Here is a 25,033-nt window from a genome sequence, read left to right as displayed (position 1 = left end):
CTCCCCGTTTCGGGTGTGGATGCCGTTGCTGCCTTGCGCAAGGGCGCAACTATTATTGCGGACAGAGGTTTCTTGCCATCTCCGGATCTGGACGGGGTCTTTCCATGCGTTACCTGGTACGCGATCGCATGCTGGCCTTCCACGAGGAGGCCTGGGTCGAGACGGAGCACCGGCAGAAGCTGTTCAAGGTCGACCGCAAACTGATGCGGCTGCGCACGACGTTCCACTTCGTGGACACCCGGGGCGACCACGTCGCGAGCATCGTGAAGAAGGCACTGACCCTTCATCACACGATCCTGATCAAGCAGAACGGCGAGAACGTCGGCCGTATCAGCAAGCGGAGGTTCCGCCTCTTCGGCGACCGTTTCAAGGTGACGCTGCGGGACGGGCGCCGGCTGCGCATAGCCGGCAACCTCTGGGACCGCGAGTTCGACATCGCGGACAACGGCGCCACCCTGGCACACATTTCGCGCCGCTGGTTCAGCATCCGCGACGCCTACGCCGTGGACGTGATGTACGAACCCGACTGGCTGCTGCTGATCGTCCTCGCGGTGTGTGTGGACCACATCATCGAGGACCAGAGGAGCGAACAACTCACCAATCTCTGACACAGCCACAGCCACAGGCACAGGCACGGACGCGGCCGAGGGCCTTGCCGGCCGCACACACCGGTTCGGTGCACGTACCCCACTGACACATGTGCGCCTCGGACCCGGTACACCTGTGATGCTCGGACATCGACGCGCCGTTGGGACGGCGCCTGATCGGGGGAGAACCACCTCATCGTGATGGGTCATTCGCATGCCGTGAGCGGCGCGCTGCTGTTCGCCGGCACCTCTCCGTACCTTCCACCCGTGCTGTTGCACACGCATCTGCAGCCCCAGGAGATCCTGATGGGCACAGTGCTGTGCGCGGGCGCCGCGCTGCTGCCCGACCTCGACCACCACGACGGCACGATCGCGAACTTCCTCGGTCCGGTCTCCCGGACGCTGTGCCGGTTCGTCGCCTGGATCTCCGGTGGTCACCGTCATGCCACGCACTCCCTGTTCTTCATCGCCCTCATGACCGTGGGCACCTGGGCCGGAATCGCCTATCTGGGCAGGCCGTTCACGCTCGGGATGTGCTTCTTCCTGTTGGCGATGGCGGTTCGCGCCCTCAATGTCTGCCCGCCCGGCCACGGTTTCCATGCCTGGGGCACCATCGTGGCCATGGCAGCGCTGGGCACCGCGGCGATCGCCAAGTTCATCCCCTCCGCGCCGGGTTGGCTGCCCTACGCGGTCGGTCTGGGCTGCCTGGCCCACCTGCTGGGTGACTCCATCACCAAGCAGGGCGCCCCCTGGCTGTGGCCGCTGAAGACCCGCTACGAGATCGTGCTGATCAAGAGCAGTGGCAACAAGCTGGAGACCGAGATACTGACGCCGCTGATGGGCGCCGGGACCATCGTCCTGCTCTGGCTGACGGTCCTGTCGCCGCATCCCTTGCATTGACGTGGAGGAGCGAGGCCGTGCCGTCGTGACGGCCCGAGAAAGGCTCTCTCTCGTGCACCACCGTAATGCGCCCCCTTCGTCCGCTTCACCAACTGCTCGTGTGCGTCGCCCACCTACCCCTGGTGCCCCGGGCAGCCGGGCATAGACTCGAGACGCCAGACTCTTGCGCGGGGTACGAGGCGGGAAGTTGGTGTCCATGAGCGGGGAATGGACGGGGGCTGGACTGCCCCCGGGGGCAGCCGCGCGGATCGCGGAGGTGCGGAGCAGCGGGACGTGGTCATCGGCCCTGTCCACCGGTGAGTTCGCCGCACTGCGTGCCGTGGGGTTCGAGCCGGTGGGCCAGGTCATGGGCTCGGCCGTCTACCACGTGGGCCGCAGCGGACGGTACTGGGGCTATCACGACTGTCTTTACGGGGGGATGCGGTACGCCTTCAGCAGCGCCCCGGCGCCCATAGCCCTCTCCGGACGCGGCGCCCCGTCCGCCGGGCTCGTCGAGGTGCTCGACCGGGCGCGTCGCTCGGCCCTCGACCGGATGACCGCCGAGTGCTCGGCTCTCGGCGGCGACGGCGTCGTCGCGGCACAGCTGACCGTGGCGCCCTTCGTGGCACAGCCCAACTGCCTGGAGTTCAAGGTGATCGGGACCGCGGTGCGCGCGGCCGGGACGGTACGGGCGCCGCAGCCGTTCACCTGCCACCTCGACGGCCAGGGGTTCGCGAAGCTGGTGACCGCGGGATGGGTCCCGGTGGAGCTGCTGTACGGGATGTCCATCGGCGTACGCCACGACGACTACACCACCCGCGCGCAGACGCGCTCGTGGAGCAACACCGAGGTCAGCGGCTGGACCGAATTCGTTCAGGCAGTGCGCTCCGACGCCCGTGCGCACTTGCGGGCACAGAGCGGGCGGCGGGGCGGCGACGGCGTGATCCTCTCCGCGGGCCGCGTGCGCATCTGGGGCGAGTCGTGCACGCGCAGGAGCAACGACGACCAGAAGGACCACGTGGCTGAGGCGACGCTGCTGGGCACCACCGTCGCCCGTTTCACGGCACGCGAGCAGCCGCCCCGCACACTCACCGTGATGCCGCTGGACCCGGAACGACGCCGGCGAACCATGCGCCGCACCGCCACCGACATACGATGAGGGGAACCCGTTCATGACCGTCTTCAACCCCGCCGACGGCACTCCCGACGGCAGGTCGGCACAGGGTGTCCCGGCCGACGCGATGCGGCGGCTCGCCGAACTGCAGCCGGGCAAGCCGGGTTCGATCTTCACCAGCGACCTGTCGGTCAACGAGTTCCTGCTGGTGCGCGAGGCGGGATTCCGGCCCATCGGGCTCGTCCTGGGCAGCTCGATCTACCACGTGGGCATTCAGCTGGGCCGCTGGGGCAAGAACCAGGAGCTGACCACGCTCAGCCAGGCGATGTACCACGCCCGTGAGCTGGCCATGACCCGCATGGAGGCGGAGGCGGCCCAACTCGGCGCGGACGGCGTCGTCGGCGTACGGCTCAGCGTCGAAGCCCGTGAATTCGGCAACGACATCGCGGAGTTCATCGCGATCGGCACCGCTGTCAAGGCTGATCATCCGGCGCCGGGCGGCAACGGCGGCAGCTGGCGCAACCTCAAGGGCCAGCCGTTCACGTCGGACCTCAACGGTCAGGACTTCTGGACACTCATCCGTGCCGGCTACGCCCCGCTGGGCATGGTGATGGGCACCTGCGTCTACCACATCGCGCACCAGCGGATGGGGCAGATGTTCTCCAACATCGGCAAGAACGTGGAGATCGAGCAGTTCACGCAGGCGCTGTACGACGCGCGGGAGCTGGCGATGGCGCGGATGCAGCACGAGGCGGAGGAGCTGCGGGCGGAGGGCATCGTCGGCGTGCAGCTCAATGCGCACAACCACCGCTGGGGCGGTCACACCACCGAGTTCTTCGCGATCGGCACGGCCGTGCGGCCGCTGCGCGACGACCACGTCATCGAGCGCCCGACGATGGTGCTCGGCCTGGACGGCTGAGCACCCGGCCCAGCAGACCCGGATCAACCGCACACCACGAGAGGCCCCGCGATGACCTCGCCCCACGATCCCGTCCCGTTCGAGCCCGACGGGGAACAGGACTCCATCGACCTGCTGACGGCCGCGCTGCGCAGGGACGCCGCCGACCTGGAGGTCTACGCCCAGGTGCTCACCGGGACGCTCGCGGAGGCGCTGCCGCCGGGTTCCGTCGCCGTCGAGCGCAAGCGGGGCCTGGCCGACCGGCTCGCGGGGCGCGACGGCCGTGTCGAGCGGGTCGAGGTCTTCCTCGGCGAGCAGCGTCTCGTGCTCGACCTGGCGGGGTCGCGTCCCCAGGGCGAGGTGTGCAAGGAGGTCCGCGGCGTGGTGCTCTCGCGGCGCCCGGTGGCGCTGGACGAGTGGACAAGGGAGCTCGCGGTCGCGGTCGCGGCCCGTGCCCAGTCCGACGCACGGGCGCGGGCGGCGCTGGAGCGGCTGGTGCTCGGGGAGTGACGCCGCCGCCTCGGCGCCAACCGGCCCGCCACGGGCAGAGCCTGGCGCATGTACCCGGCCGCGGCGACTAGGCGGCCCGGCTGGTTCCCGGGGGTCCGTGGGATACTTACGAAAGCGGCCGTTCCTGTGGTTCTGCGTGGTGGGAACTTCAGGACGTCGCCGGAGGCGTGAGAGCGGAACCTGCGTGTGGATGATCGGTCATGGTCGAAGAAAGCAGAAAACGGGCACGGGAGCAGACCCCACCCGTAATGCCGCATACGCTCTCCTGACGCCCGCTCGCGGCCGGCGATCGCGGCGTGCGCTCCGTCGCGAGACGCAACTGCTGGTCTCTTCGATGCCGTTGCCGGAGCCTTTCGACCTGGACCAGCTGGTCCGGAACATGGAACAGGCCCGGGGCCGGCGGATCGTCATGAAACCACTGCCGGACCGCATCGCCGGCGTCACCGGTATCTGCGGTCTGTACGTCCGGCACGACACCCGACCCCTCGACTTGATCTTTTACGTCAACAGCGGTTCCCCGTGGCACGAGAGACAGGTCAAGCTGCACGAGCTGGTCCACTTGTGGGCCGAGGACTCCACCGGTGTCATCGGCACCGACGAGTTGCTGACCAACTTCTCGCCCGAGCGCGCCGAGCAACTGGTGGCCGAGGGGCGGGCCGCCGCCCGTCGGCGATACGAGACCCGGGTCGAACAGCGTGCGGAGGACGCGGCCGCGCTCATCAACCGGATGGCGCAGACCCAGCACGCCATCGACGACCCGACCACGCGAAGCCTCGCCCAGGACTTCACCTACGGCAGGCCCAAGACTTGAAGGACCCGAACATGTCCGACCTCCTGGCCTACCTCATCGCGGGCCTGCTCCTCATACAAGCCGGCCTGAGAGCCAGATCGGCGGCCAGGGGCCATATGCGAGATCGGTCGCTGTGGGGGGCCTTCGTGGCCTTCGCCGCCGCATGGCTGAGTCGCTCGACCGCAGGACGCACCGTGCTGGACAGCCTCGGCCTGCCCGACCTGGCCTACTTCGTGAAGCACGTACTGTCCATCATGGGCATCTGCGTCATCCTCCGCTACGTCACGGCCGTCTACCGCACTGCCGGCCCGGACGGCGAGCGGTCCCGTGCCGTACGGCTGTCCGCCGTCGTCCACCGCGTCGCCACCCGGGCTTCGCTGGCCACCCTCCTGGCGATGGCGGTCATCTTCTTCTTCCTCCTGGGCAAACCCGACACCTCCACCCCCTTCTTCATCCAGCGGTACCGCGGCGAGGCGGCCCTCGCCGTGTACATGGGTCTGTTCTATCTGTACGCCGGTGTCTCGGCCGCCGTGTGCGCGGTCCAGTGGGGAGGCGCCGTCAGGGACGCACCGTTCCGTTCCCTGCGCAACGGCCTGCGGATGATGTCGGCCGCCATGGTGATCACGACGGTCTACTCGGTGCTCCGCATAGCCTTCCTCCTGGTGGTCACGTTCTCCAGGGTTTCGGACGGCACGGAACACACCCAGGAGACGGTGACCGACACCCTCCTGTACCTGTGCTTTCTGCTCTGGGGCCTCGGCGCCATCGCCCCGGCGACGCACGCCGCACGCGAGCGGTACGACGCCCTGCGCAGCCTCGTCGGCCTCTCTCCTCTCTGGCGGCAGCTCGCACTGCGCTTCCCGGATGCCGTCCGGCACCGCCCCAGTACGTTCTTCTCCCGCATCACAGAGAAGGCGGCACGCCTCGATGCCGCCCGCGATGTGCTCTTCAGCCCGGACCCGTCGCTGCCGGCCCGCCTGGACCGATTCGCCATGGACATCCGCGACGTGGTCTTCCTGCTGCGGCGTCATGCGCCCCACGACCTTGCCGAGCGCGCCTTGGCGCGCGCCGAGACCGACCTCAGGCCACAGCACGCCACCGAGGTGCAGGCCGAAGCGCTCTGGATCCGCGCCGCGCTGTCCACGGTCGACGCCCCCGTGCACGAGCCGGCCGGCCCGAGCGCGCCGTATCCCTTCGACTCCGGTGCCACTCCGCGCGAGGAGGTCACCCACCTGCGGAACCTGGCATCCGCCTACAGACTCACCACACCCGCCGACGCCCAGAATCTTCTCGCCCGCCGGCCCACCGGCCGCAGTTGAGCAACCGATACCGAGAACTCCGAGGTTTGCACATGACTTCCCCCAACCCCGCCCGCCCCACGATGTCCGCCGCGGCGGTCCTGCGAGACGGCGAGGGCCGGTTCCTGATCGTCAAGCCCGGCTACAAGCCGGGCTGGAACCTTCCGGGCGGCGGCGTCGACGAGGGCGAGACGCCGGCCCAGGCGGCGCGCCGTGAGCTGCTGGAAGAACTCGGCATCGACCAGGCGATCGGGCAGCTCCTGGTGAGCGCCTTCGTCCGGACGCCGGCCGGCAGCCATATCTACTTCGTCTTCGACGGCGGAGTCCTCAGCGAAGAGCAGCGGGCCTCGATCGTCCTGCAGGAGAGCGAGCTGACCGACTACCGGTTCAGCGCACCCGACGAGATCGGTCCGGACGAGATCCCGCCCGCCGTGCGGCCGGTCTGGGAGGCGGCGCTGGCATGTCTCGCGGCGGGAAGCACCACGTACCGCGAGTTCGCACGCTAGCCGGGAGCGGAGGCCGGGCGGCGAAGCTCACTCGGACAAACCGGAATCCGGGCCGAGGATCTCGGCCATCGTGCTGCTGATGAAGTCCAGAAGTTCGGCCCGCGCGGCGGCGGGAATCTCGTTCTCGCCGCCGCGCGCCGCCTCCACCGTGAAACTGTTCCGAACGGCGCGCGTCGACACCACCAGACGTTCGATCTGCGGATCCGGGCTCTGGAAAAACACTGACGGCACATCAAGGGCCAGCGCCAGGGCATGGAGGATCTCGTCCGAGACACCGGCGTACGTGCCCAGCCGCAGCGCCTCGACCAGAGCCGCCGTGAGCACGGGCTTGCCGGCTTTGCGGTTTCCCTCGTCGGCGATCTCGGTGTCCGACGGCAGCGCGCCCTGGAACACGTCGTCCCGCAGGTGCGCGAGCTTGTGCGCCACCGAGGCCGCCGACACCCCCGCGCAGGCTCGCACGGGCACGATGTGACCGAAGCTGCGCTTCTGGGCGGCGAGCAGCTCCGGCACGCTGATGCCGTAGGCACCCGCGAGCCCTTCGTGAAACGCCTCCGGCAGCGGCCGCTTGCCGCGTTCGGCGGCGCGGACCGACATCGGTGACCGGGTCTTCGTGACCGCCATGGTGTCGGCCTGCGTCATGCCGGCGTCGCATCGCAGGTCGGCGAGGTTGGGCGGCTCCCGACGCGGAAACAGCTCATCGAGGTCCGCGTCGAGTGCTGCGGCGATGCCCGGAAGCCGCTCGGGCGGGGGAGTGGCCTGACCGGTCTCCCAGCGCGACACGGCGTTGGTCCCCACACCCAGGACCGCACCCAGCTCGGACTGGGACCGGCGCAGGAGCACGCGGCGGTTGCGCAGTTCACGGCCGTCGAAGGTGCGCTCGGGCATGCGGGTACTCCATCAGATGGGTGGACGAAGCCACTCTAGCCACTTGATCAGATCACTAAAAGGGGATAGTTTCCCCTTCCGGTGATCGAGGTGTGGTCGTTGCCGCCCACGGGGGTGGTGGCAACGACCACACCCACGATCCCCTTCACCTGAACAGTCGCCGAGCCGCCCGGGTGCTGGAAGAGAGCCTCAGCCCTGTGTGAACCGTCGCCAGGGACGGACGAAGTCGTGCAGGGCCTGCTGCGCGGCCGGCGCCATCACCGGATCGTTGACCGGGGTGCCGGCGGTGTGGAGGAGATGGTCGAGCCCGGGGAGGACCCGTAGCCCTGGGCCGGTGGTGCGGGCGGCGGTGAGGGCCGACAGCAGAGAAGGCAGCGTCCGGCAGGGCACATTGGTGTCCTCGGTGCCGCAGGTGACGAGCGTACGCGTGCCGGGCGCGACGCCCCGGGCGACGGACGGCGGGTAGAGGGCGTCGTCACTGCGGACGAAATCCGCGTTGACCGGTCCGAACATGCCCTTGAGGAGGGCGGAGAGGGACGGCAGCAGCCCCGAGGTGTCAACCGGGCGCCCGGCACGGAAGTCCGCGACGGCCCTCGCCACGCCCCGGTTGTTCAACGCCGCCTGGAGCGCGGTGAGTTGGCCTGTGGCGACCGCCCGGTTCAAGTCCGCCGCCAGCTGGCCGCGGATCAGGTCCAGCAGCCGCATGTCCTGCGGGGCGAAGAGCGCGAGCCCGGCGGGCTTCGGCTGTACGGCGCGGTCGACGAGCAGCGCCTGCAGGCCGCCCTCACTGTGACCGACCACCAGCAGCGCCTGCGGGTCGGCTTCAGGCTGGGCGCGCAGGGTGGTGTACGCGGCCACGGCCTGCCGGGTGTAGCCGGCCATGTCGGGAGCGCTGGTGCGTCCGCCCAGGCCCGTCCGCCCGGTGCCGTATTTGTCGAACCGCAGGCTCATCACGCCGTCACCGCTGAGGACGCCGGCCATGAGGGCCAGGGTGTGGGGAGTGAAGTCGGGCGGCTCGTCGCCGTTGCGGTCGGTCGGGCCGCTGCCGGGAAGCAGCAGCGCCGCGGCGAGCCTGCGGCCCGCGCGATGGGCGGGTATGTGCAGCGTGCCGTACGCGATCGTGCCGTCCGCGGTGAACCGGACCTCCCGGTCCACGGCGGGTACGAGGGCGGCCCGGGATGCCGCGGACGCCCGGGGCGCGCCTGATACCGGCCCGGCCGTGCTGACGGTGACCGCCGCCGTGAGCACGGCGATCATCCCGCTGCGCCAGAGGGTGCGTAAACGCATGTGTTCTCCTGATGAGTCGAAGTGATGAGAGAGAATCAGCGGACTCGGAACGGCTCAGTGCACGAGGAGCGGCACGATGAGCGCGGGGGCCAGCACGAGCCCGAGCAGCAGCACGACGCCTCGCGGGTTGCCGAAGTTGACGGTCCAGCCGATGCCGAACCGCTTTTGAACAAGCAGCGCGGGATCGGCCCGGTTGACGTACACCGAGCCGAGTAGACGCCAGTACCGGTCGTCGTCGCGCCGCACCACGCCGGTGCTCTCCTCCGTCACCGCACCCTCCTGTGCGGGCAGTCGGCTGCCGCCCTGCCCGGTGCGGACGGCGATGCCGATCACGACGACCAGCCCGGCCAGGACGGGCAGCAGGACCAGGGCCGCGGACACCCGCTGGTCCGGGTGCCACATCGCCCAGGCCCCGGCGAGCAGGGACAGGTTGGCGAACGCCGACAGCAGCAGAAGGGAGATGGCGATACGAATCGAGAAGCGGCGGTGCCTGCGGGCGGAGTCGGCCGGCCGCGCCGGGTCGAGATCCGCACGGGCCCGGAAGGACAGCCAGGTCAGCACCAAGATCAGCGCGGTGAGCGCGGCCTGCGCGAACACCGGGAAGAACGCGGTGCCGATCGACCTGGCGCCGAACCGGTCAGCGCTGCCGGAGCCGGTGAAGTGCAGTGGTATGCGGTCCGGCAGTGACGGATAGCGCAGGACGCCCGCCACCGTCGTACCGACGCAGACGAGCAACGCGGGGACGGCCCACAGCCAGGGAAAGCGCTCCGGATCGGTACGCAGCGACGTGTCCGTCGCCACGCCCTGCCGCAGCCCGCCGTACCAGTCCTCACGGCGTTTGACCGCCATGATCGCCACCCGTGCCCGGTGGTAGGCCGCCAGGCAGGCGGCCAGGGCCAGCAGGGGAATGACGCCAGGCATGCCGAAGCGGAACACGGAGCTCACCAGGATTCCGGCCGTGATCAGCACCACACCGGACGCGGCGACGCGCCGGCGGTACTGCCTTCGTTGCTCGGCGATCACCGGGGCGTCCGCCCGCGCATCAGGACTCCGTACCCCGAAGGGCAAGGTCGGACCGGTCAGCGACGGCATCCACCACGCCGCTGCCGCAAGCACGGCGGGCATGCATACGTTGACCACCACGTCCGCACTGTTCATGACGCTGAATCTCCTTGCTCTGCACCGGGGTTCGCGCGCCGTGAAGCGGGCGCGGGTGACGTGAACGAGGTGAGGACGGAACGGCAGCTGTCCAGTACTGCCGGGTCGCCGGTCCCGTGGGCGACCGCTTCGGCGAGCAGGGTCCGCAGCCGGGTCTCCCACTCGGCGGTGAAGGCCGGCTCGGGCGGACCGCTGCGGGTGTCGCGCTGGACCAGGGCGCCGCTCTTGCGGTTGACCCGCAGCAGCCCTTCCCGTCGCAGTAGGTCGTACGCCTTGTTCACGGTATGGAAGTTGATGCCGAGATCGACGGCGAGCTGCCGCGTCGAGGGCAGCGAGCTGCCTTCGACGAGCTGACCGGAGGCGATGGCCTCGACGATACGGTCCCGGATCTGCTGGTAGATCGGCACCTCGCTGTCCATGTCGAGGCTGAGGATCATGTCGCGCTCCGGCTCCCGCTGTCGCTCTGTTATAGCTTTTATAGAACACAGGGCAGTGTGGTGGCCACGGGGTGAGCGTCAAGAACGTGACAAGGAGGGCGCCTCGGAACATCCACCGTCGTGAGCCTGCCGGCATCGCTCGCAGGTGTTCCTCGAAGAACGAACTCGAAGAACAAAATGGTTCGATGGCTTCGCGGGACCCTGGCACAGTGGCGGACCATGGATGACTCCGAGCTCGTGACCGCTGCGGACGTGCGGCTCATGCAGGGCCTGGCGCAGCGGGTTACGGCCGTCCGCCCCGAGTTGGTGAACAGCGACGCGTCGTACGGAGAGCTGGCCTGGAACTGGGGCAAAGGGCACGCATCCGAAGGCGGGAGCTGGCTGCGGCAGTTGTGGTTCTCCGGCGCGGATCTGGTCGCGTGGGGCTGGGCCCGCCTGCCACACCGGGTGAGGCGGAGCGACGGGTCGGTGAAGGACGTCACCGGCGCCTATCTGGGATATCAGGTCCATCCCGACCACAGCGCGCTGGTGGACGAGGTGATCGACTGGTACGACCGTGTGGCGGTCGGCGTCGAGCGCACCGTGATGCCGAGCGCCGCCGATGAGTGCGCCCTGACGCGATGGGCGGCGCACGGCTATGAGACCGATCCGGCCTCGCTCGGCGACACCGGCTCCTGGACTCAACTCAATGAGCGGGACCTCAGTGACCTGGAACAGCCGGTGCTGCCGGACGGATTCCGCTTCCGCACCGCCGACGAGGCCGGGCCGCAGGCCGCGGTCCAGGCCCATGCGGACGCCTGGGCTCCGACCACATACACGGCCGAGGCCTACGAGGACGTCCGGCGGACACCGCCGTACCGCGGCGACCTGCACGTCCTGGTGGAGGCGCCGGACGGAACGATGGCCGCATCGACCGTCATGTGGCTCGACGAGGCCAACAGCACCGCCGAGTTCGAGCCGGTCGGAACGCATCCGGACTACCGGCGGCTCGGGCTGGGCAGGGCGATGCTGCTGCACGGGATGCACCTGGCGCGGGAGGCCGGGGCCCGTCACATGACGGTCGCCTGTCTGGGCGCGCCCGGGCATCCCGCGGCGCGCGGTCTGTACTACGGCGTAGGGTTCCGGGAGCTCAGCCGAGACGCGCCGCTCATCAAGGCCGCGGGTCAGGGCGGATGAGCCTTCGCCTTCAGTGTTCGCTGCGGTGCCACGGCAGGAGGCCCTGGCCGGTCACATCCAGGCAGGGCCTCCGGTGCGGCACTTCCGTCAGTCCAGGAGCCGTGTCCGTGTTCCGGGACGGCCTGCACGGGGGTTGCAGGCTGCGTTCCTCAGCGCATGGCCGCCGTGATCATTCCGCGTGGTCGTGATCGAGGTTCAGGCAGAGCGCCCAGACGTCGGAGTAGGTGTCCGGTGAGGGCGATCCCCCGACGTGGATGTCCGCTGTCCACGATGCGGCCGTGCTGGTCCCGTCACTGACCGGCCGGCCGGCGGAGTCGCTGGGGAAGCTTCCGATGAGGTGGGTTCCGCCCGACCCCGCCTTGGTGAAATCGGTCGTCGTCACGTTGCCTCCGCTGGCGGCGGCACCTCCGCTGACCAGCACGCGATGCTCCCTGCCGTTGTCGCGTTCCCCGGCCTGGTCGGCGCAGCCGACTGTCGCCGTCTGGCTCGTGCCCGCCGTGGTCGGGCCGCTCAGCTCGCGGAAGTGGACTGTCGTGGTGATGCCCCTGACGTTGACGTCGTCTCCGCTGCAGATCGCGTAGGCGTACGTCGTGTTGTCGCTGTCGCGTCCGCCGCCGATTCCCCCGACGGCGGTCCAGGAGTCGGGGTTGGTCTCCCCGTCCGCAGCGGCTTTCTGACCGAAGTCGTGTGCGGCGTCGTCGAAGGTGGGGAAGCTGGCGATCGGCTTGAGGCTGCCGACGATTGCGGGGGTGGTCCGGGCGCCGCCACCGAGCAGGACCGTGCCGGTCGGACAGGTTGCCACGACGGTTTTCGCTGTCTGTCCGACGGACGGTCCGGCGGTCTTGTTCATGACCACCTGGGTGTGCTTGACCCGGTTGCTGGAAAGGCACACCGCGTAGGGAGTGGTGGAGAATTCGGGGCTGGAGTTGCTCCCGCTTCCGCCGAATGCGAGCCAGTGCTTCACGTCGGTGCCGACGACCCCGGTCGAGCCGGTGTATTCCGTGACGCCGTCGGGGCTGGGCGCGATGCCCATCACATGGTTGCCGTTGCCTGCTCTGTCGCTGCCGGTGTTCTGGTCGATTCCGCCTCCGGAGACGAGACCTTGGCCGCAGTCCGCATGGGACGAGACACCGGTGAAGGGGGTTGCGGGACCCATGGTGGGCCCGGGGGTCGTCACGGTGACGTCCGCGGTGTCGGCGTACGCGATCTCGGGCACCGCCACGGCGAGCAGGGCACCCGGGACGAGTATCTTCGCCAGGGCGGACTTCCGCGAAAGCCTCTTCCTCATTGAATTCTGCCTTCCTGGTGTCAACGCGGTGAATGCGGCGGGACGGGTGCGCTGCGGGCGGGCTGCCGTGGTGTCGGGCTCCGGGCTACCGGGGTGCCCGGGTGTCGTGCCCGCCCGCAGGTCAGTGGTGCCGGTGACTCAGATGCCGTCGTTGGCGCAGAGCGCCCAGACGTCGGAGTGGTTGGCCGTCGACGCCATCCCGCCGGTGTGAGTGAACGCCGTCCAGGACGCCGCCGTCGTGGTCCCGTCACTGACGGGGTTGCCGCTGGAGTCGCTGGGGAAGCTTCCGTTGAGGTGGTCGCCGGCCGAGCCCGGTCCGGTGAAGTCGGTGGTGGTCACATTGCCCCCGCTGATGGCGGCGCCCCCGCTCACCAGGTTCCCGTCCCCGACACCGCAGCCGACGGTTGTCTTCTGGCCGGTGCTCCCGGTGTTCGGACCGTTCGCCTCGCTGTAGCGGACCTTCACGGTGACGCCGCTGACGTTGATGCCGCTACCGCTGCAGATCGCGTAGGCATAGGTCTCGTTGCTCGTGTTGGCGCTGTTGTCCCATCCGACGGCGCTCCAGGAGTCGGGGTTGGTCTCGCCGTCCGCAGCAGCCTTCTTTCCGAAGTCGTGTGCGGAGTTGTTGAAGGTGGGGAAGCTTGCGATCGCCTTGAAGTTCCCGGTATTGCCCGGTGTGACCAGAGCACCGCCACCGAGCAGGGCCGTGTTGGCCGGACAGGTCGCCGTCACGAGACCCGGTGTCGACGCGGTGGTGGGTGCGTTCACCTTGTTCATGACCACCTGGGTGTGGTTGATGAGGCTGCTGGTGAAGCACACCGCGTAAGGGGTGGTGGAGAAAGAGGAGTTGACCTGCCCTCCGCTTCCGCCCTTCGCGATCCAGTACGCCACGTCGGTGCCGACGACCCCGGTTGAGCCGGTGTATTCGGTGGCACCGTCCGAGCTGGGCTCGGTACCCAGCGCGTGGTTGCCGTTCACGCCCGCACCGGTGCCGATGGCCTGGTCGATCCCGCCGCCGGATATGAGACCACTGGAGCAGTGCGCACTGGTGGAGATCGAAGAGTCGATGGCGGTGGGTCCGAGCGTGGCGCCGGGGGATCTCACCGTGACGCTCACGGTGTTGGCGTACGCGCCCCCTGGCGCCGCCAGGACCAACAGGGCCCCTGCGACCAGCGCCTTTCCTACGGTGAGGCGCCGCAGAGATGTCTTTGTCATCGAGTTCTCCCTTTCGGGGATTCCATGTGGAGCGCACGGGCATGGCGGCATCGTTCGCTGCGCAGCTGTCGGCCCGTGGCGCAGTCGTGTGCGTCGACGTGGAAGGCCGCCTGGCGGGAGGCGGCTTGGCAGAAGTCGGCCTGGTGGAAGGCCAGTTGGTGGGAGGCCGGCTGGTGCGAGGCCGCTGGGTGGGAGGCCGGCTGATACGAGGCCGCTGGGTGGAAGGCCGCTTGGTGGGATGCCGAACGGTGGGTCGGCCGGGGGGGCGGGCGGAGGCGGTTTACCTGCCGGCCGCCACCATCTGCACTGCGGAAAGGCCCTTTCGGCGGGAGTAAGGTGGCCGGCAATGCAAGGTCCAGGGGTGCCGGGAGCCGTACGATCAGCCCAGTTGAGGGATTACCGGCCGCCACAGAGCCGGCCGTCGCCGGGCTGTCGGGGGGATCACCGCCACACCCGCTGCCGGACGCGACCATGTGCGCAGATCCATGCCAGATCCTCTGTGTTCGGGGGCTTGCGGGCGGAGCCGATTGAAGCAGCGACCCGAGAGCGCGCACTACTGGAGCCACATACAAAAAAACGACAGCTCTTGGCTGAGTCACTGGATGGGGGCACAGGGAATCGCGGGGTGCCCGCCGAGCGCGAGCCATGGAAGCCGACGGCGGCATGGACGAGGGCGGAATCCACCGCCACCACCCGGTCCAGGTCGGCTTCGGCGTCGGCCTGGGCGAGCAGGGCGGTGAAGACCTTCTTCCAGGTGCCGTCGACGGGCCCGGTAGCAGCGGCCCGACCCGGGCCCATGAGCCATCACTCAACGACACACTGGACCGACGTCCGGCGATCTGGCAGAGGCGCCCTAGCCGGCTGAGGGCAGGGCGAGCCGCTGCCCGGGCCGGATGACATCCGGGTCCGGGCCGATGACGTTCCGGTTGGCCTCGTACAGCCGCTGCCAGCCACCGCCCACGGCGAGCTGCCGCGCGACGCCGGACAGGGTGTCGCCCTCGCGCACGGTGTACGACGCGTGGGAGCGTTGGCCGGCGCCGCCACGCGAGTGGGACTCGGCCGCGATGTGGACGGGAATGCCGGGGCGTCGGGCCGGGGCGCTCCGCCCGCCGCCTCGCGTGAGGTGTGCCCGTACCGAGCAGACCGGCCATGCTCCCGGCCCTTGCCGGGCGAGCACCGCTTCGGCCACGTTGATCTGGGCCGCCCGGCCGGCCAGATCGGCCCGCGGCGCGTACGCGGTTCCGCCGTACGCCACCCAGGTGGGCTGGCTGAACTGCAGCCCTCCGTAGTTGCCGTTGCCCGTGTTGATGCTCCAGTTGCCGCCGCTTTCGCAGGCGGCGACCCGGTCCCATGTGGTCGCGGAGGCCGCGTGGCTGACAGCCGGCGCGAGGAGCGGCAGGACGATGCCGAAACTGGTGACGGTGAGGACGGTGCGGAGCGACGGCAGGAGCCGTGCGGGCGTGGTGTGGCGGTGCCGCGGTCGTGCGGTCATAGGCCTTGGCCTTCCTCTCCACTGCGGTTCCGGCCCACCGGTGGTCCCGGCGGGCTTGTAGGCAGTACGGCAGTGGCGCCCGGCCCGTCACAGGGCGCGAAGAGCTCACGGATCGTCGTGCGCCGTCCGATGCCACCGCCCGATCCGCTGACAACCCGTCAGGTCCAAGGGGGCCCGCGCACACAAGTGGGCGCGGATGCACGGACGTTGGATCGCGTGCTCGGGATCCCGATGCCTCGCCGGAAGACCGGCCCACAGGGGCGGCGCACGCCTACGGCGGGGTGGGGGAGCGCTCCGCCCGGATGCGGCGACCGCGATGGCACCGTCGCAGTACGGGGCACTGCGGCGAACGGGCGAGGAGGCGCACACGATCACCGGGCCGCGCCATGATCCGCGTCTTGGACAACACAAGGGAGCGGGAGGAGAGCAAGGCTTCCGTGGCCCGGTACGAGGATTCGGTAAGGGAATATAGGTCAACGCTCACCTTCCTTCTTGAATGCGGCATCGGCCGCCCCCGTACTCACGGGTGCAACACAAGACGAAATCAGCCGCGATCAGCGCCGGCTGACGTCCCCTCAGGAAGGAATCTCGTCATGTCCTTCGCCAAGATCACGTTGGCCAAGAAGGCCAAGAAGAAGGAATGCGGCGGCGCCGCCAAGGCCAAGCACCACAAGAAGCAGCACCACCGCAAGCACAAGAAGGCTGCCGCCAAGTAGTACGGCGTCGCGGAACACCACCACACAGGCAGACCGCGCCGGGGTCCGTCGCGCAGCACAGGCGCGCGACGGACCCCGGCACGTCGTCGGATCGGGCACTGCCCAGGAAGCGCCGGTCATGCACACCGCAGCACCCCTCACCCTGTCCGCGGCCGGATCCGGCGCGGAAGCCCCGGCCGGATCCGGAGCGGAAGCCCCGGCTGGATCCGGAGCGGAAACCCAGGCCGGTGCCCCATCCCCGGCCGGTGCCTCGTCCCGGATGCGCCACGCGCGTATCTCGCCGCTGGCCGCGTTCCGCACGTTCTGGCCGCTCGTCAGCGTCAACCGCGCGGCCGTGCTGGTCTCCGCCGCGCTCCTCGTGGTCTCCGCTGGCTGCGACGCGGGCGCGATCGGGATCGTCGGCGTCCTCACCGACGATGTGCTCACCCCCGGCCGCCTCGACGCCTTCTGGGGACCCGCCGCCCTCTGGCTGGGGCTTGCCGCGGCCGGCGCGGTCGCCTCCGCGGCGGGCGGCTGCCTCGCCGGCTGGACCAGCGAACACTTCCTGCTCGGCCTGCGCGACCGCGTCTTCCAGCACCTGCAGCAGGTGCCCCCGGACGCCCTGGACCTCTTCGGCACCGGCGACCTTGTCTCCCGGCTGACCGGCGACATCGAGACCGTCGAGTCGCTGGTGGCGTCCGCGCCCGTCGAACTGATCACCTCCGCGGTCGGGGCGGTGGTGTTTGCCGTGGCGGCCCTCTGGACCAGCTGGCAACTGGCCCTGATCACACTGGCCGCCGGCCCGCTGATCTGGTTCGGCGCCCGATGGTTCGGCACCCTCATGCGCTCCGCCACCCGCGCCGAACGCGACAGCAACGGCCGGCTCGCCTCTCTGCTGGAGGAGAGCCTGGCCAACATGCCCCTGGTGCAGGCCTACGGCCGGCAGCAGGCCGAGAGCAGCAAACTGCACCGCGAAGGACGCAGTTGGATGCGCGCAGGACTACGGCAGATCCGCCTGTCCTCGGTCTACGGCCCGATGGGCGAACTGGTCGAGACCCTCAGCGTGCTGGCCGTGATCGGCGCCGGGGCCTGGCAGATCTCCGAACACCACCTCAGCGTCGGCGGCCTGCTCTCCTTCGCCGCCTTCCTCGGCTATCTCCACCCCAAGCTCCAGGAACTCGGCGAACTCGTCGTCAGCGCCTCCTCCGCAACCGCCGCCTGCGAACGCCTCATCGAGGTGCTGCGCACCGGCACGGTCCAGCAGACGGCTCCGCGGCCGGACGTCCCGCCGCTCGCCGAGCCGGTCCGGGGCGCCGTCACCTTCGAGGACGTCGGCTTCTCCTACCCCGGCAACGGCGATCCTGTGCTGAACCGGGTGCGTCTGGACATCGCCCCCGGCCTCCTCGTCGCGGTCACCGGACCCAGCGGCACCGGCAAGTCCACCCTCGGCAAACTGCTGCTGCGGTTCCACGAGCCGTCCCGGGGCCGCATCCTGCTCGACGGCCGGGACATCGCCGAACTCCCCGTGGACGAGGTGCGCCGGCACATCACCCTGCTCCCGCAGGACAGCATGCTCTTCGACGGCACGGTCCGCGAGAACATCACCTACGGCCGCCCCGACGCCACCGAGGCGGAGGTCCTCGCCGCCGCCGTCGCGGCCGACGCCCACGGATTCGTCGGCACGCTCCCCGGGGGCTACGACAGCCCCGTCGGCAAACGGGGCAACCACCTCTCCGGCGGTCAGCGCCGCAGGATCGCCCTCGCACGGGCCATGCTCCGCACCGCGCCCGTACTCATCCTCGACGAGCCCACGGCCGGACTCGACGACGACTCCACGGCCCGCATCATGGCGCCGCTGCGCCACCTCACCGCCGGGCGCACGACCTTCCTCATCACCCACGACCTGCGCCTGACGGCCCAGGCCGACCTCGTCCTGCACCTGTCCGACGGCATGGCGGTCATCACGGCCCCCGGCCAGACACCGGAAACCGGCGCAAGACCGGGGCACGAGGCGGCCTGAGCGCCGACGGCACCGAGCCGGCGGCCTTGGACGCACACTCGGTGAGGAGCGGCATTCCCCGCGCGGGCCGGGCGGACAAGCCCCGTGCCCCAGACCGGGTAGGCCTGGGGCACGGGGGTATGGGGGCACGGGGCCGGCGAGGCGGCTCAGCTGACGCGGCGCGAGCGCCGCAGACGGCGCACGCCGAACCAGGCGCCGAGCAAGGCGGCGACGGCCGTGGCCGCGGCGCCCGCGGTGACGGCCGCCCCGGTGGTCGCCGTGGGTACGGCGGATGCGTGCGGGGGCGCGGCCGTACCGCCGTAACCGCCGCCCTTGCCCGCCCGGTCGTAGGCGGACCCCGGGAGCTTGTCGCCGTACTTCGCGTGTACCAGACGCTGGTAGGCGGCCAAGGTCACGCCGCCCTTCCCCACGGCTCGCCGCGCGTCGGGATCGAGCGGCAGCACACGACCGCCGCGCACCACGTACCAGGCGTCGATCTGCGGCTCCCGGAAGACGGTTCCGGAGCCGTGCGCCTCGCTGACGTAGTCGGTCTCGTCACCGCCGGTGGCGATGTTGACGACCTTCCACCCCTTCGCCGTCCGTACGGTCCACACCGAGGCGACCTGGCCGTCCGCGGAGACCGCCTTGCTCGCGACGAACTGCGGGTCGGCGACGGGGGCGCCCGGGCGTCCCGCGACGAACCCCGGGTCGAGGAAGGAGACGGTCACCGACGGCCCGACCAGGTGCGGCCGGGCCGCGCTCTGCGCGATCGCGCCATCGCGGGCGAAGAAGCGCGAGAGGGTGAGGAGAGTGGCCGGGGCCGACGCCGCCTCGCGTGCCTGAGCGGTGTCGGCGGCGGTGAAGGGCGGGGGGAAGCTCCCGGCCGTCGCCGCGTGGGCGGTGGTGGGGGCGAGTGCGCCGAGGGCGGCGGTGGCGGCGAACACCACGACTGCCGCGCCCGTGCGGACGGGGGTGCGGCCGGCGGGTGCGTGCCGGTTCGGGGTGGTGCGGTGCTTCGGTGACGTCGGGAGGGGTGCCGTGCCGCCCGATGACGTCTGGGGCGGTGTGGTCCGGATGGGTGTGGTCCGGGTCGATGTGGTCTGGTTCTGTGACGTGCGGATCGGGGTCATGGGGTCACGCTCCGATCCCGTAGAGCGAGTGGGTCCACGTGAACGAGTTGTTGTTCACGTAGTAGTCGTAATCCCCCCAGTTGTAGCGGTAGTTGGACGGCCACGGGTCACCCCAGTAGACCTGGTTGGCGGAGGTGTCGTAGCCGTACAGCACATGCATGTGCCCGCCCCCGGAGTTCCACTCGATGCGCGTCTCGACGGGGCGGTCGGCGTTGATCTCCTTCTGCACGGTGGCGTAGCGCAGATAACCGCTCACGTACGTACCGGGGTTGATGCCCATCCAGTCGAGGGCGTTCTGTACGTCGTCCAACGCCGCCTGCCAGTTGCCGCAGGTGCTGCCCTGGGGCCGGTTGAAGGCGGCGTCGCAGAACTGGTTCTGGGTGTAGTTGCGCCCGAACCACGACGCGATGGTGTTGCCGCTCGCCGCCCAGCACCAGTTGCTGTTCTGCTGCGCCTGCATGGTGATGTTGAGACGCTTGGCGGCGGAAACGGCGGGGTGAACGGCCGCCCGAGGAGCGGCGTACGGGGCGGACTGCGGAGCGGGGTACGGGGCGGAGTGCGGGGCGGCGTGAGCACTGGCCGCCGGCAGGAAGGCGGGCGTCAGGAAGGCGACGGCCGCGAGGACCGCTGGCGCCAGCCGTCTACGGCCCCGGGTGGTGATGGACATGGCGTTCCTCCCAGTCAGGGTGGGGGTGGAGGAGCGCGTCCGGACGCTGCGACAGCAGCATCGATCTCTTGTCGGGGCCCGGTCAATGAAGTTATCCACAGGGCTGGCGGCGAAGTGAACTCCACCCGTACGGTTGTGAACGCCACAGCAGGTACCAGCAGGTGGCCGGACAAGTAACGCCCCGTTCCGGGACGGGGAAGTGAACGTCCACAGTTGAACAATCAGAGGGGGTGGGGGGAGGGGAGGGGGCCCAATGGCACCACACAGCACCGAGCGCCGCCCCACCCCACGCCCCGGCACCCCCGCCCTCGGCTCGTCCCGCCGCCCGACCCCCGAGGCCGAACTCGCCGAAGCCCTGCGCACCGGCCCGTTCTCCGTCGCGCTCCGGGCCGCGCTGGCCGCACGCGGGCTGGCGCTGCATCGCGTGCAGCACCGGCTCGCCCAGCGCGGCATACGCGTCGGTGTGACCAGCCTCAGTTACTGGCAGCGCGGTGTGCGGCGGCCCGAGCGGCCCGAATCGCTTCGTGCCGTCACCGCGCTCGAGGAGGTACTTGAGCTTCCGCCGCACGCCCTGACCCGTCTGATCGGCCCACGTGCCACCAGCGACCACCCCCCGGCCCGCCCGTATCGCACCCTCCTCGAACCGGCCGCCGCGCTCGAATCGCTGCTGGCGAGTCTGGCGGCACCGGCAGACGGCGGGCTGCACACCGTGATCCACTACGAGCACGTTCACATCGGTGCCCAGCGAGAGCTCGCCGCCCGCGACTCGCACCATGTCGTACGGGCTCACCGCGATGGCGTCGACCGCTATCTCGCCATCCATCACGGCGACCCGGGCTGCGACACGGAACGGGTACGGGTACTTGGTCTCGACAACTGCCGGGTCGGGCGGATCCGACGCCACGGCGCTTCGGGGGTGATCGTCGTCGAGCTGCTCTTCGACGGGCGGCTGAGAGTCGGGGAGACCGCCGTCCTCGGATACCGCTTCGAGGACGGAACCGGCGCGCCCAGCGATGAGTACGTTCGTGGCTTCACCTACGGCGGCGGCCAGTACGTCCTCCAGGTCGGCTTCGACCGCGCCGCCCTGCCCGTGCACTGCCGCCGCTTCGCCCGTCCCTCGGCGACCGCCCCTCGGGAGGCGGTCGCCGATCTGACACTGAACGCGTATGGCTCGGTTCACCTCGTGGAGCAGCAGATACGGCCGGGTGTCCTCGGCATCACATGGGAGTGGGACTAGGTCTGCTGTCCCGCTGTCGGCGGCGGATGCCGGTCGTGCACCCTGCTCAGCCCCGCCGACGCGCCCCTGGCTCACCGGGCCCTCGAAAAGGGCGGAGTCCGCGGCCGCCAAGTCGTCGTCTTCTGACCCGCCGACGAGGTGGGCCACGGCGCCGGTCGGTCTCAGGCGCGGCCGCGGAGCATCAAGTTCCAGTAGAGGAACGGCAGTCCGTAGCGCTTGAGGTACCACATGTCCCGGCGTTCATGGGTCGTGTCGATGAGCGGGAGGCTGGGCCGGTGCCGCAGGGAGTAGTCGAACTCGGCCAGCAGCATGCTGTGCCGTGAGGTGGTGATCGGGCAGGAGGAGTATCCGTCGTACGCGGCGGGCAGCGGCTCGGTGCCCGCCAGGCTCGCGGCGATGTTCCGGGCGACGACCGGCGCCTGTTTCCGGATCGCCGCCCCCGTCTTGGAGTTGGGCGACGAGCCGGCGTCGCCGAGGGCGAAGACGTCGGGATGGCGCACATGCCGCAGGGTGTGCTTGTCGATCTGCACATAGCCCGCGGGATCCGCCGGATCGGCCAGCGGAGTCTCCTTCAGCCAGTCGGGTGCCGACTGGGGCGGCACCACATGCATCATGTCGAAGCGCAGGGAGTCCCTGGCCCCGGACGTGTGGTCGACGACCACGGCGTCGCGGCCGTCCGGGTCCACTTCCACCAGTTCGCTGTTCCTGCGCACCTCGATGCCGTAGCGGGCCACGACCCGTTCGAGTTCCTCGGCGAACACGGGCACCCCGAACATGCCGGGCGTGGGCAGGACGAGGACCACCCGTATGTCCTTCAGAACGCCCTGTTCGCGCCAGTGGTCGGCGGCGAGATAGGCGATCTTCTGGGGTGCGCCGCCACACTTGATCGGGCCTGACGGCATGGTGAACACCGCGGTGCCCGAGCGCATGGAGCGGATCAAGTCCCAGGTCTTGGGCGCCAGTTCATAGGTGTAGTTGCTGGAGGTGTGCGGTGCGGTGACGGCCTGCGCCATGCCGGGCACCCGGTTCCAGTCGAGCTGGATGCCGGGGCAGACGACGAGCCTGTCGTAGCCGAGGGTGCGTCCGTCGGCGGTCGTGACGGTGTGCTCCCCGGGATCCACGGTCTCCACCCGGTCGCGTATCCAGGAGACGCCCTTCGGCAGGACGGACCGCTGGGGGCGGGCGCTCGTCGCGGCGGTGGCCCGGCCGCCACCGACCAGTGTCCACAGCGGTTGGTAGTAGTGCGTGGTCGAGGGCTCGACGAGCCCGATGCCGTGGATGCCGAGGCGCCGCAGACGGGCCGCGACGCTGATGCCGGCCGTTCCTCCGCCGACGATGAGGACCTTGTGGTGAGCCTCGATGGTCATGTGCGGCTTCCCCTTCGCGTCCGTCCAAGCTAATGTACGTACATTAGCTTTTTAAATGTACGTACACAAGGATGGATCATGAGCGAGGAACCGACCGCCTCAGCCGGCCGGGGCGCGCCTTCCCGGGCGGGCCGGGGCGGGACTCCGTTGTGGCGTCATGTGCGCGACGACCTCAGGTCCCGGCTGGTGCAGGGCGAGTTCGGCGACTCCTTCCCCGGCGAGAACGAGCTGGCCGCGCGGTACGGGGTGAGCCGGCACACCATTCGCGAGGCGCTGCGCGAGCTGCGGGAGGAAGGGCTGGTCACCGCGGCGAAAGGGCGGCGACCGCGACCGGTGGGCGAGGCGGTCATAGAGCAGCCCGTCGGCGCCCTCTACAGCCTGTTCTCCTCCGTCGAGGCGGCCGGTCTGGAACAGCGCAGCGTCGTCCGCACGCTCGACATCCGGGCCGACGCGCATGTGGCGGTGCGCCTGGGCATGGAGGAGTCGACGCCGCTGCTGTACCTGGAGCGCATCCGCCTGGCCGACGGGGAACCCCTGGCCCACGACAAGGTGTGGCTGCTGGCGTCGGACGCCCGGGCACTGCTCGACGTCGACTTCAGCCACACGGCGCTCTACGACGAGCTGGCCGACCGCTGCGGCATCCGTCTCGTCGGGGGTGAGGAGCGGATCAAGGCGGTCGTGCCCACCGCCGCCGAACAGCGGCTGCTCGGCCTCCCCGAGGGCGTCGCCGCGTTCTCCATCGAGCGGCTCGGCCGTACGCGCGGCCGCACGGTCGAGTGGCGCACGACCCTCATCCGCGGCGACCGGTTCAGTGTCGTCGCGCAGTTCGACGCCCGTGCCGGGTACCGCCTCGATCCCGCCGGAACCCCCTTCACCCACGCGGTGCGGAAGGTGCGGCGGCTCGATCCGGCGCGGTGAGAGGGACCGGAACGAGCCATCTGCCCACGAATTGGCCGCACGTCAACGTTCACGCCCTGTGCCCACGGGGCCAGGTGGCGCCGCACGGCGCCGGAGGGAATGCCTGACATGTTCTTCGTCGACACCACCGAGGTCACGGGGCTCGGCAACCGCAGCTATCTGGCGGGCGGTGAGCGCACGGCCGTGGCCGTCGACCCGCCACGAGACGTCGACCGGGTGCTGGCAGCCGCGGCGCGCAGAGGTGTGCGGATCTCCCATGTGGTCGAGACCCACATCCACAACGACTACGTCACCGGCGGCCTGGAACTCGCCCGGCTCACCGGCGCCGCCTACCTCGTACCCGCCGGGGCCACCGTGTCGTTCGAGCGCATACCCGTGCACGACGGAGACCGCACGGTCATCGACGCGGGACTCACCCTGCGGGCGCTGGCGACACCCGGGCACACCCCGCACCACACCGCCTACGCCCTGGAGGAGTCCGGGACGGTGGTCGCGGTGTTCACCGGCGGCTCGCTGCTGATCGGCACGGTCGGCCGCCCCGATCTCGTCGAGCCGCGCCTGACCGAGCGCCTCGCCCGCGCCCAGCACGCGTCCGCGCACCGTCTCGCCGCCGAACTGCCCGACACCGCCGCCGTGTTGCCCACGCACGGATTCGGCAGCTTCTGCTCCGCCGGCCGGGCCGAGGGGAGCGAGACCACCATCGGGAAGGAGAAGGCGTCGAACGAAGCCCTCACCCAGGACGCCGACACCTTCGTCACCCGCCTGCTCGCGGGACTGGACGACATTCCCGCCTACTACGCCCACATGGGACCCGCCAACTCCGCCGGGCCCGCACCGGTCGACCTCACCCCGCCCGCGCTCGCCGACGCCGAGGAGATCGCGGCGCGACTGGCCGCCGGGGAGTGGGTGGTCGACTTGCGCAACCGGATCGCGTTCGCCGAAGGGCATGTGGCCGGCACCTACAACTTCGAAGCGGACGGTCAACTCGCCACCTACCTCGCCTGGTTGATCCCCTGGGGCAAGCCGGTGACCCTGCTCGCCGCATCGGCCGAGCAACTGGCGCACGCACAGCGCGAGTTGGTGCGCGTCGGCATCGACCGCCCGGCCGCCGCGGCCACCGGCGGACCGTCCGACTGGACGACCGAGGGCGAAGCCCTGGCCACCTTCCCGCGCGCCGGCTTCGCGGACCTGGCCGCGCGGCTCCCGGCCGGGGACGTGGTCGTGCTGGACGTCCGGCGCGCCTCCGAGCGGGCCGCCGCCTTCATCGAGGGCTCGGTCCACATCCCGCTGCACACCCTGCACCGACGCCTCGACGAGGTGCCGCCCGGCGAGGTGTGGGTGCACTGCGCGGGTGGCATGCGCGCCGCCATCGCCGCCTCACTGCTGGACGCGGCGGGCCGAGACGTCGTCGCGGTGGACGACTCCTTCACCGCCGCCGGCCCGGCCGGACTCACCCTCCGTACCGCCTGAGCCCCACCACGCCGGATCAACCCACCCTGC

At 70.3% G+C, this 25,033-nt stretch carries 24 protein-coding genes; 14 read left to right on the top strand and 10 right to left on the bottom strand.

The window, feature by feature from the left end; all coding sequences use genetic code 11:
- The first annotated feature begins 104 nt into the window (after window positions 1–104).
- The 8 genes from AB5L52_RS07990 to AB5L52_RS07955 all read left to right on the top strand — a co-directional run bounded on the left by AB5L52_RS07990 (window position 105) and on the right by AB5L52_RS07955 (window position 6,582).
- Window positions 105–608 (top strand): LURP-one-related family protein, encoded by a 504-nt coding sequence (locus tag AB5L52_RS07990; RefSeq protein WP_351025033.1) that lies wholly within the window; start codon window positions 105–107, stop codon window positions 606–608.
- A gap of 180 nt (window positions 609–788) precedes the next feature.
- The gene (locus AB5L52_RS07985; protein WP_351025036.1) at window positions 789–1,487 is read left to right on the top strand and encodes a metal-dependent hydrolase; all 699 of its coding nucleotides are present in this window, start codon (window positions 789–791) and stop codon (window positions 1,485–1,487) included.
- Between the two features lie 196 nt (window positions 1,488–1,683).
- Window positions 1,684–2,625 carry a heavy metal-binding domain-containing protein gene (locus tag AB5L52_RS07980; protein WP_369363113.1) on the top strand — a complete coding sequence of 314 codons (942 nt, stop codon included), beginning with the start codon at window positions 1,684–1,686 and terminating at the stop codon, window positions 2,623–2,625.
- Between the two features lie 13 nt (window positions 2,626–2,638).
- The gene (locus AB5L52_RS07975) at window positions 2,639–3,499 is read left to right on the top strand and encodes a heavy metal-binding domain-containing protein (protein ID WP_351025041.1); all 861 of its coding nucleotides are present in this window, start codon (window positions 2,639–2,641) and stop codon (window positions 3,497–3,499) included.
- Between the two features lie 51 nt (window positions 3,500–3,550).
- Window positions 3,551–3,988: a hypothetical protein gene (locus AB5L52_RS07970; protein ID WP_369363112.1), complete on the top strand. Its 438-nt coding sequence runs from the start codon at window positions 3,551–3,553 to the stop codon at window positions 3,986–3,988.
- A gap of 334 nt (window positions 3,989–4,322) precedes the next feature.
- Window positions 4,323–4,799: a hypothetical protein gene (locus tag AB5L52_RS07965; protein ID WP_351025047.1), complete on the top strand. Its 477-nt coding sequence runs from the start codon at window positions 4,323–4,325 to the stop codon at window positions 4,797–4,799.
- Window positions 4,800–4,810: 11 nt separating this feature from the next.
- Window positions 4,811–6,097 (top strand): MAB_1171c family putative transporter, encoded by a 1,287-nt coding sequence (locus AB5L52_RS07960; RefSeq protein WP_369363111.1) that lies wholly within the window; start codon window positions 4,811–4,813, stop codon window positions 6,095–6,097.
- Window positions 6,098–6,129: 32 nt separating this feature from the next.
- The gene (locus tag AB5L52_RS07955; RefSeq protein WP_351025052.1) at window positions 6,130–6,582 is read left to right on the top strand and encodes an NUDIX hydrolase; all 453 of its coding nucleotides are present in this window, start codon (window positions 6,130–6,132) and stop codon (window positions 6,580–6,582) included.
- Window positions 6,583–6,609: 27 nt separating this feature from the next.
- Here the strand turns inward: AB5L52_RS07955 and AB5L52_RS07950 are convergent, their stop codons facing one another.
- The 4 genes from AB5L52_RS07950 to AB5L52_RS07935 all read right to left on the bottom strand — a co-directional run bounded on the left by AB5L52_RS07950 (window position 6,610) and on the right by AB5L52_RS07935 (window position 10,349).
- A complete protein-coding gene (locus AB5L52_RS07950; RefSeq protein WP_351025055.1) occupies window positions 6,610–7,467 on the bottom strand; it encodes a helix-turn-helix transcriptional regulator in 858 nt (285 codons plus the stop codon).
- Window positions 7,468–7,656: 189 nt separating this feature from the next.
- Window positions 7,657–8,754: an alpha/beta hydrolase family protein gene (locus tag AB5L52_RS07945; protein WP_369363110.1), complete on the bottom strand. Its 1,098-nt coding sequence runs from the start codon at window positions 8,752–8,754 to the stop codon at window positions 7,657–7,659.
- A gap of 54 nt (window positions 8,755–8,808) precedes the next feature.
- Window positions 8,809–9,912: a DUF1648 domain-containing protein gene (locus AB5L52_RS07940; RefSeq protein WP_369363109.1), complete on the bottom strand. Its 1,104-nt coding sequence runs from the start codon at window positions 9,910–9,912 to the stop codon at window positions 8,809–8,811.
- Window positions 9,909–10,349, bottom strand: coding sequence for a GntR family transcriptional regulator (locus AB5L52_RS07935; RefSeq protein ID WP_351025063.1), 441 nt, complete (start codon window positions 10,347–10,349; stop codon window positions 9,909–9,911). The genes AB5L52_RS07940 and AB5L52_RS07935 overlap by 4 nt, the downstream gene beginning before the upstream one ends.
- Window positions 10,350–10,568: 219 nt before the next feature.
- Here AB5L52_RS07935 and AB5L52_RS07930 point away from each other — a divergent pair, with 219 nt between their 5' ends.
- Window positions 10,569–11,525 (top strand): GNAT family N-acetyltransferase, encoded by a 957-nt coding sequence (locus AB5L52_RS07930; RefSeq protein ID WP_351025066.1) that lies wholly within the window; start codon window positions 10,569–10,571, stop codon window positions 11,523–11,525.
- Window positions 11,526–11,694: 169 nt separating this feature from the next.
- Here AB5L52_RS07930 and AB5L52_RS07925 read toward each other — a convergent pair whose 3' ends face one another.
- The 3 genes from AB5L52_RS07925 to AB5L52_RS07915 form a co-directional block, all read right to left on the bottom strand.
- On the bottom strand, window positions 11,695–12,813 hold the full coding sequence (locus tag AB5L52_RS07925) for a hypothetical protein (protein WP_369363108.1): 1,119 nt from the start codon (window positions 12,811–12,813) through the stop codon (window positions 11,695–11,697).
- Window positions 12,814–12,951: 138 nt separating this feature from the next.
- Window positions 12,952–14,028, bottom strand: coding sequence for a hypothetical protein (locus tag AB5L52_RS07920; protein WP_369363107.1), 1,077 nt, complete (start codon window positions 14,026–14,028; stop codon window positions 12,952–12,954).
- 853 nt (window positions 14,029–14,881) lie between these two features.
- Window positions 14,882–15,520, bottom strand: coding sequence for a transglycosylase family protein (locus AB5L52_RS07915; protein WP_351025074.1), 639 nt, complete (start codon window positions 15,518–15,520; stop codon window positions 14,882–14,884).
- A gap of 593 nt (window positions 15,521–16,113) precedes the next feature.
- Here AB5L52_RS07915 and AB5L52_RS07910 point away from each other — a divergent pair.
- Complete coding sequence (locus AB5L52_RS07910; protein WP_351025077.1) at window positions 16,114–16,236, top strand: hypothetical protein; 123 nt, start codon at window positions 16,114–16,116, stop codon at window positions 16,234–16,236.
- Between the two features lie 118 nt (window positions 16,237–16,354).
- Window positions 16,355–18,235 (top strand): ABC transporter ATP-binding protein, encoded by a 1,881-nt coding sequence (locus AB5L52_RS07905; protein WP_369363106.1) that lies wholly within the window; start codon window positions 16,355–16,357, stop codon window positions 18,233–18,235.
- A gap of 146 nt (window positions 18,236–18,381) precedes the next feature.
- Here AB5L52_RS07905 and AB5L52_RS07900 read toward each other — a convergent pair whose 3' ends face one another.
- Together AB5L52_RS07900 and AB5L52_RS07895 are read right to left on the bottom strand one after the other, a co-directional pair.
- Entirely contained in the window at window positions 18,382–19,344 is a 963-nt protein-coding gene (locus AB5L52_RS07900) for a hypothetical protein (protein WP_369363105.1), read from the bottom strand.
- A gap of 4 nt (window positions 19,345–19,348) precedes the next feature.
- On the bottom strand, window positions 19,349–20,011 hold the full coding sequence (locus tag AB5L52_RS07895) for a papain-like cysteine protease family protein (RefSeq protein ID WP_369363104.1): 663 nt from the start codon (window positions 20,009–20,011) through the stop codon (window positions 19,349–19,351).
- A gap of 253 nt (window positions 20,012–20,264) precedes the next feature.
- On the opposite strand from AB5L52_RS07895, the gene AB5L52_RS07890 reads away from it, so the two are divergent.
- Window positions 20,265–21,248 (top strand): hypothetical protein, encoded by a 984-nt coding sequence (locus AB5L52_RS07890; protein WP_351563523.1) that lies wholly within the window; start codon window positions 20,265–20,267, stop codon window positions 21,246–21,248.
- A gap of 161 nt (window positions 21,249–21,409) precedes the next feature.
- On the opposite strand, the gene AB5L52_RS07885 is transcribed toward AB5L52_RS07890, so the two are convergent.
- Window positions 21,410–22,615, bottom strand: a complete 1,206-nt coding sequence (locus AB5L52_RS07885) for an FAD-dependent oxidoreductase (protein WP_369363103.1) — start codon at window positions 22,613–22,615, stop codon at window positions 21,410–21,412.
- 78 nt (window positions 22,616–22,693) lie between these two features.
- Between AB5L52_RS07885 and AB5L52_RS07880 the strand changes: the two genes are divergently transcribed.
- Window positions 22,694–23,533 (top strand): GntR family transcriptional regulator, encoded by an 840-nt coding sequence (locus tag AB5L52_RS07880; protein ID WP_369363102.1) that lies wholly within the window; start codon window positions 22,694–22,696, stop codon window positions 23,531–23,533.
- Between the two features lie 108 nt (window positions 23,534–23,641).
- Window positions 23,642–25,003: a rhodanese-like domain-containing protein gene (locus AB5L52_RS07875; protein WP_369363101.1), complete on the top strand. Its 1,362-nt coding sequence runs from the start codon at window positions 23,642–23,644 to the stop codon at window positions 25,001–25,003.
- Window positions 25,004–25,033 lie beyond the last annotated feature (30 nt).

Origin of the sequence: Streptomyces sp. CG4 (assembly GCF_041080655.1) — a bacterium.
Lineage (GTDB): Bacteria > Actinomycetota > Actinomycetes > Streptomycetales > Streptomycetaceae > Streptomyces.
This window is presented reverse-complemented; position numbering and strand designations above follow the sequence as displayed.

Coding starts and splice junctions, on each gene's coding strand:
- AB5L52_RS07990 (WP_351025033.1), top strand. CDS start 105: ATGCGTTACCTGGTACGCGATCGCATGCTGGCCTTCCACGAGGAGGCC.
- AB5L52_RS07985 (WP_351025036.1), top strand. CDS start 789: ATGGGTCATTCGCATGCCGTGAGCGGCGCGCTGCTGTTCGCCGGCACC.
- AB5L52_RS07980 (WP_369363113.1), top strand. CDS start 1,684: ATGAGCGGGGAATGGACGGGGGCTGGACTGCCCCCGGGGGCAGCCGCG.
- AB5L52_RS07975 (WP_351025041.1), top strand. CDS start 2,639: ATGACCGTCTTCAACCCCGCCGACGGCACTCCCGACGGCAGGTCGGCA.
- AB5L52_RS07970 (WP_369363112.1), top strand. CDS start 3,551: ATGACCTCGCCCCACGATCCCGTCCCGTTCGAGCCCGACGGGGAACAG.
- AB5L52_RS07965 (WP_351025047.1), top strand. CDS start 4,323: ATGCCGTTGCCGGAGCCTTTCGACCTGGACCAGCTGGTCCGGAACATG.
- AB5L52_RS07960 (WP_369363111.1), top strand. CDS start 4,811: ATGTCCGACCTCCTGGCCTACCTCATCGCGGGCCTGCTCCTCATACAA.
- AB5L52_RS07955 (WP_351025052.1), top strand. CDS start 6,130: ATGACTTCCCCCAACCCCGCCCGCCCCACGATGTCCGCCGCGGCGGTC.
- AB5L52_RS07950 (WP_351025055.1), bottom strand. CDS start 7,467: ATGCCCGAGCGCACCTTCGACGGCCGTGAACTGCGCAACCGCCGCGTG.
- AB5L52_RS07945 (WP_369363110.1), bottom strand. CDS start 8,754: ATGCGTTTACGCACCCTCTGGCGCAGCGGGATGATCGCCGTGCTCACG.
- AB5L52_RS07940 (WP_369363109.1), bottom strand. CDS start 9,912: ATGAACAGTGCGGACGTGGTGGTCAACGTATGCATGCCCGCCGTGCTT.
- AB5L52_RS07935 (WP_351025063.1), bottom strand. CDS start 10,349: ATGATCCTCAGCCTCGACATGGACAGCGAGGTGCCGATCTACCAGCAG.
- AB5L52_RS07930 (WP_351025066.1), top strand. CDS start 10,569: ATGGATGACTCCGAGCTCGTGACCGCTGCGGACGTGCGGCTCATGCAG.
- AB5L52_RS07925 (WP_369363108.1), bottom strand. CDS start 12,813: ATGAGGAAGAGGCTTTCGCGGAAGTCCGCCCTGGCGAAGATACTCGTC.
- AB5L52_RS07920 (WP_369363107.1), bottom strand. CDS start 14,028: ATGACAAAGACATCTCTGCGGCGCCTCACCGTAGGAAAGGCGCTGGTC.
- AB5L52_RS07915 (WP_351025074.1), bottom strand. CDS start 15,520: ATGACCGCACGACCGCGGCACCGCCACACCACGCCCGCACGGCTCCTG.
- AB5L52_RS07910 (WP_351025077.1), top strand. CDS start 16,114: ATGTCCTTCGCCAAGATCACGTTGGCCAAGAAGGCCAAGAAGAAGGAA.
- AB5L52_RS07905 (WP_369363106.1), top strand. CDS start 16,355: ATGCACACCGCAGCACCCCTCACCCTGTCCGCGGCCGGATCCGGCGCG.
- AB5L52_RS07900 (WP_369363105.1), bottom strand. CDS start 19,344: ATGACCCCGATCCGCACGTCACAGAACCAGACCACATCGACCCGGACC.
- AB5L52_RS07895 (WP_369363104.1), bottom strand. CDS start 20,011: ATGTCCATCACCACCCGGGGCCGTAGACGGCTGGCGCCAGCGGTCCTC.
- AB5L52_RS07890 (WP_351563523.1), top strand. CDS start 20,265: ATGGCACCACACAGCACCGAGCGCCGCCCCACCCCACGCCCCGGCACC.
- AB5L52_RS07885 (WP_369363103.1), bottom strand. CDS start 22,615: ATGACCATCGAGGCTCACCACAAGGTCCTCATCGTCGGCGGAGGAACG.
- AB5L52_RS07880 (WP_369363102.1), top strand. CDS start 22,694: ATGAGCGAGGAACCGACCGCCTCAGCCGGCCGGGGCGCGCCTTCCCGG.
- AB5L52_RS07875 (WP_369363101.1), top strand. CDS start 23,642: ATGTTCTTCGTCGACACCACCGAGGTCACGGGGCTCGGCAACCGCAGC.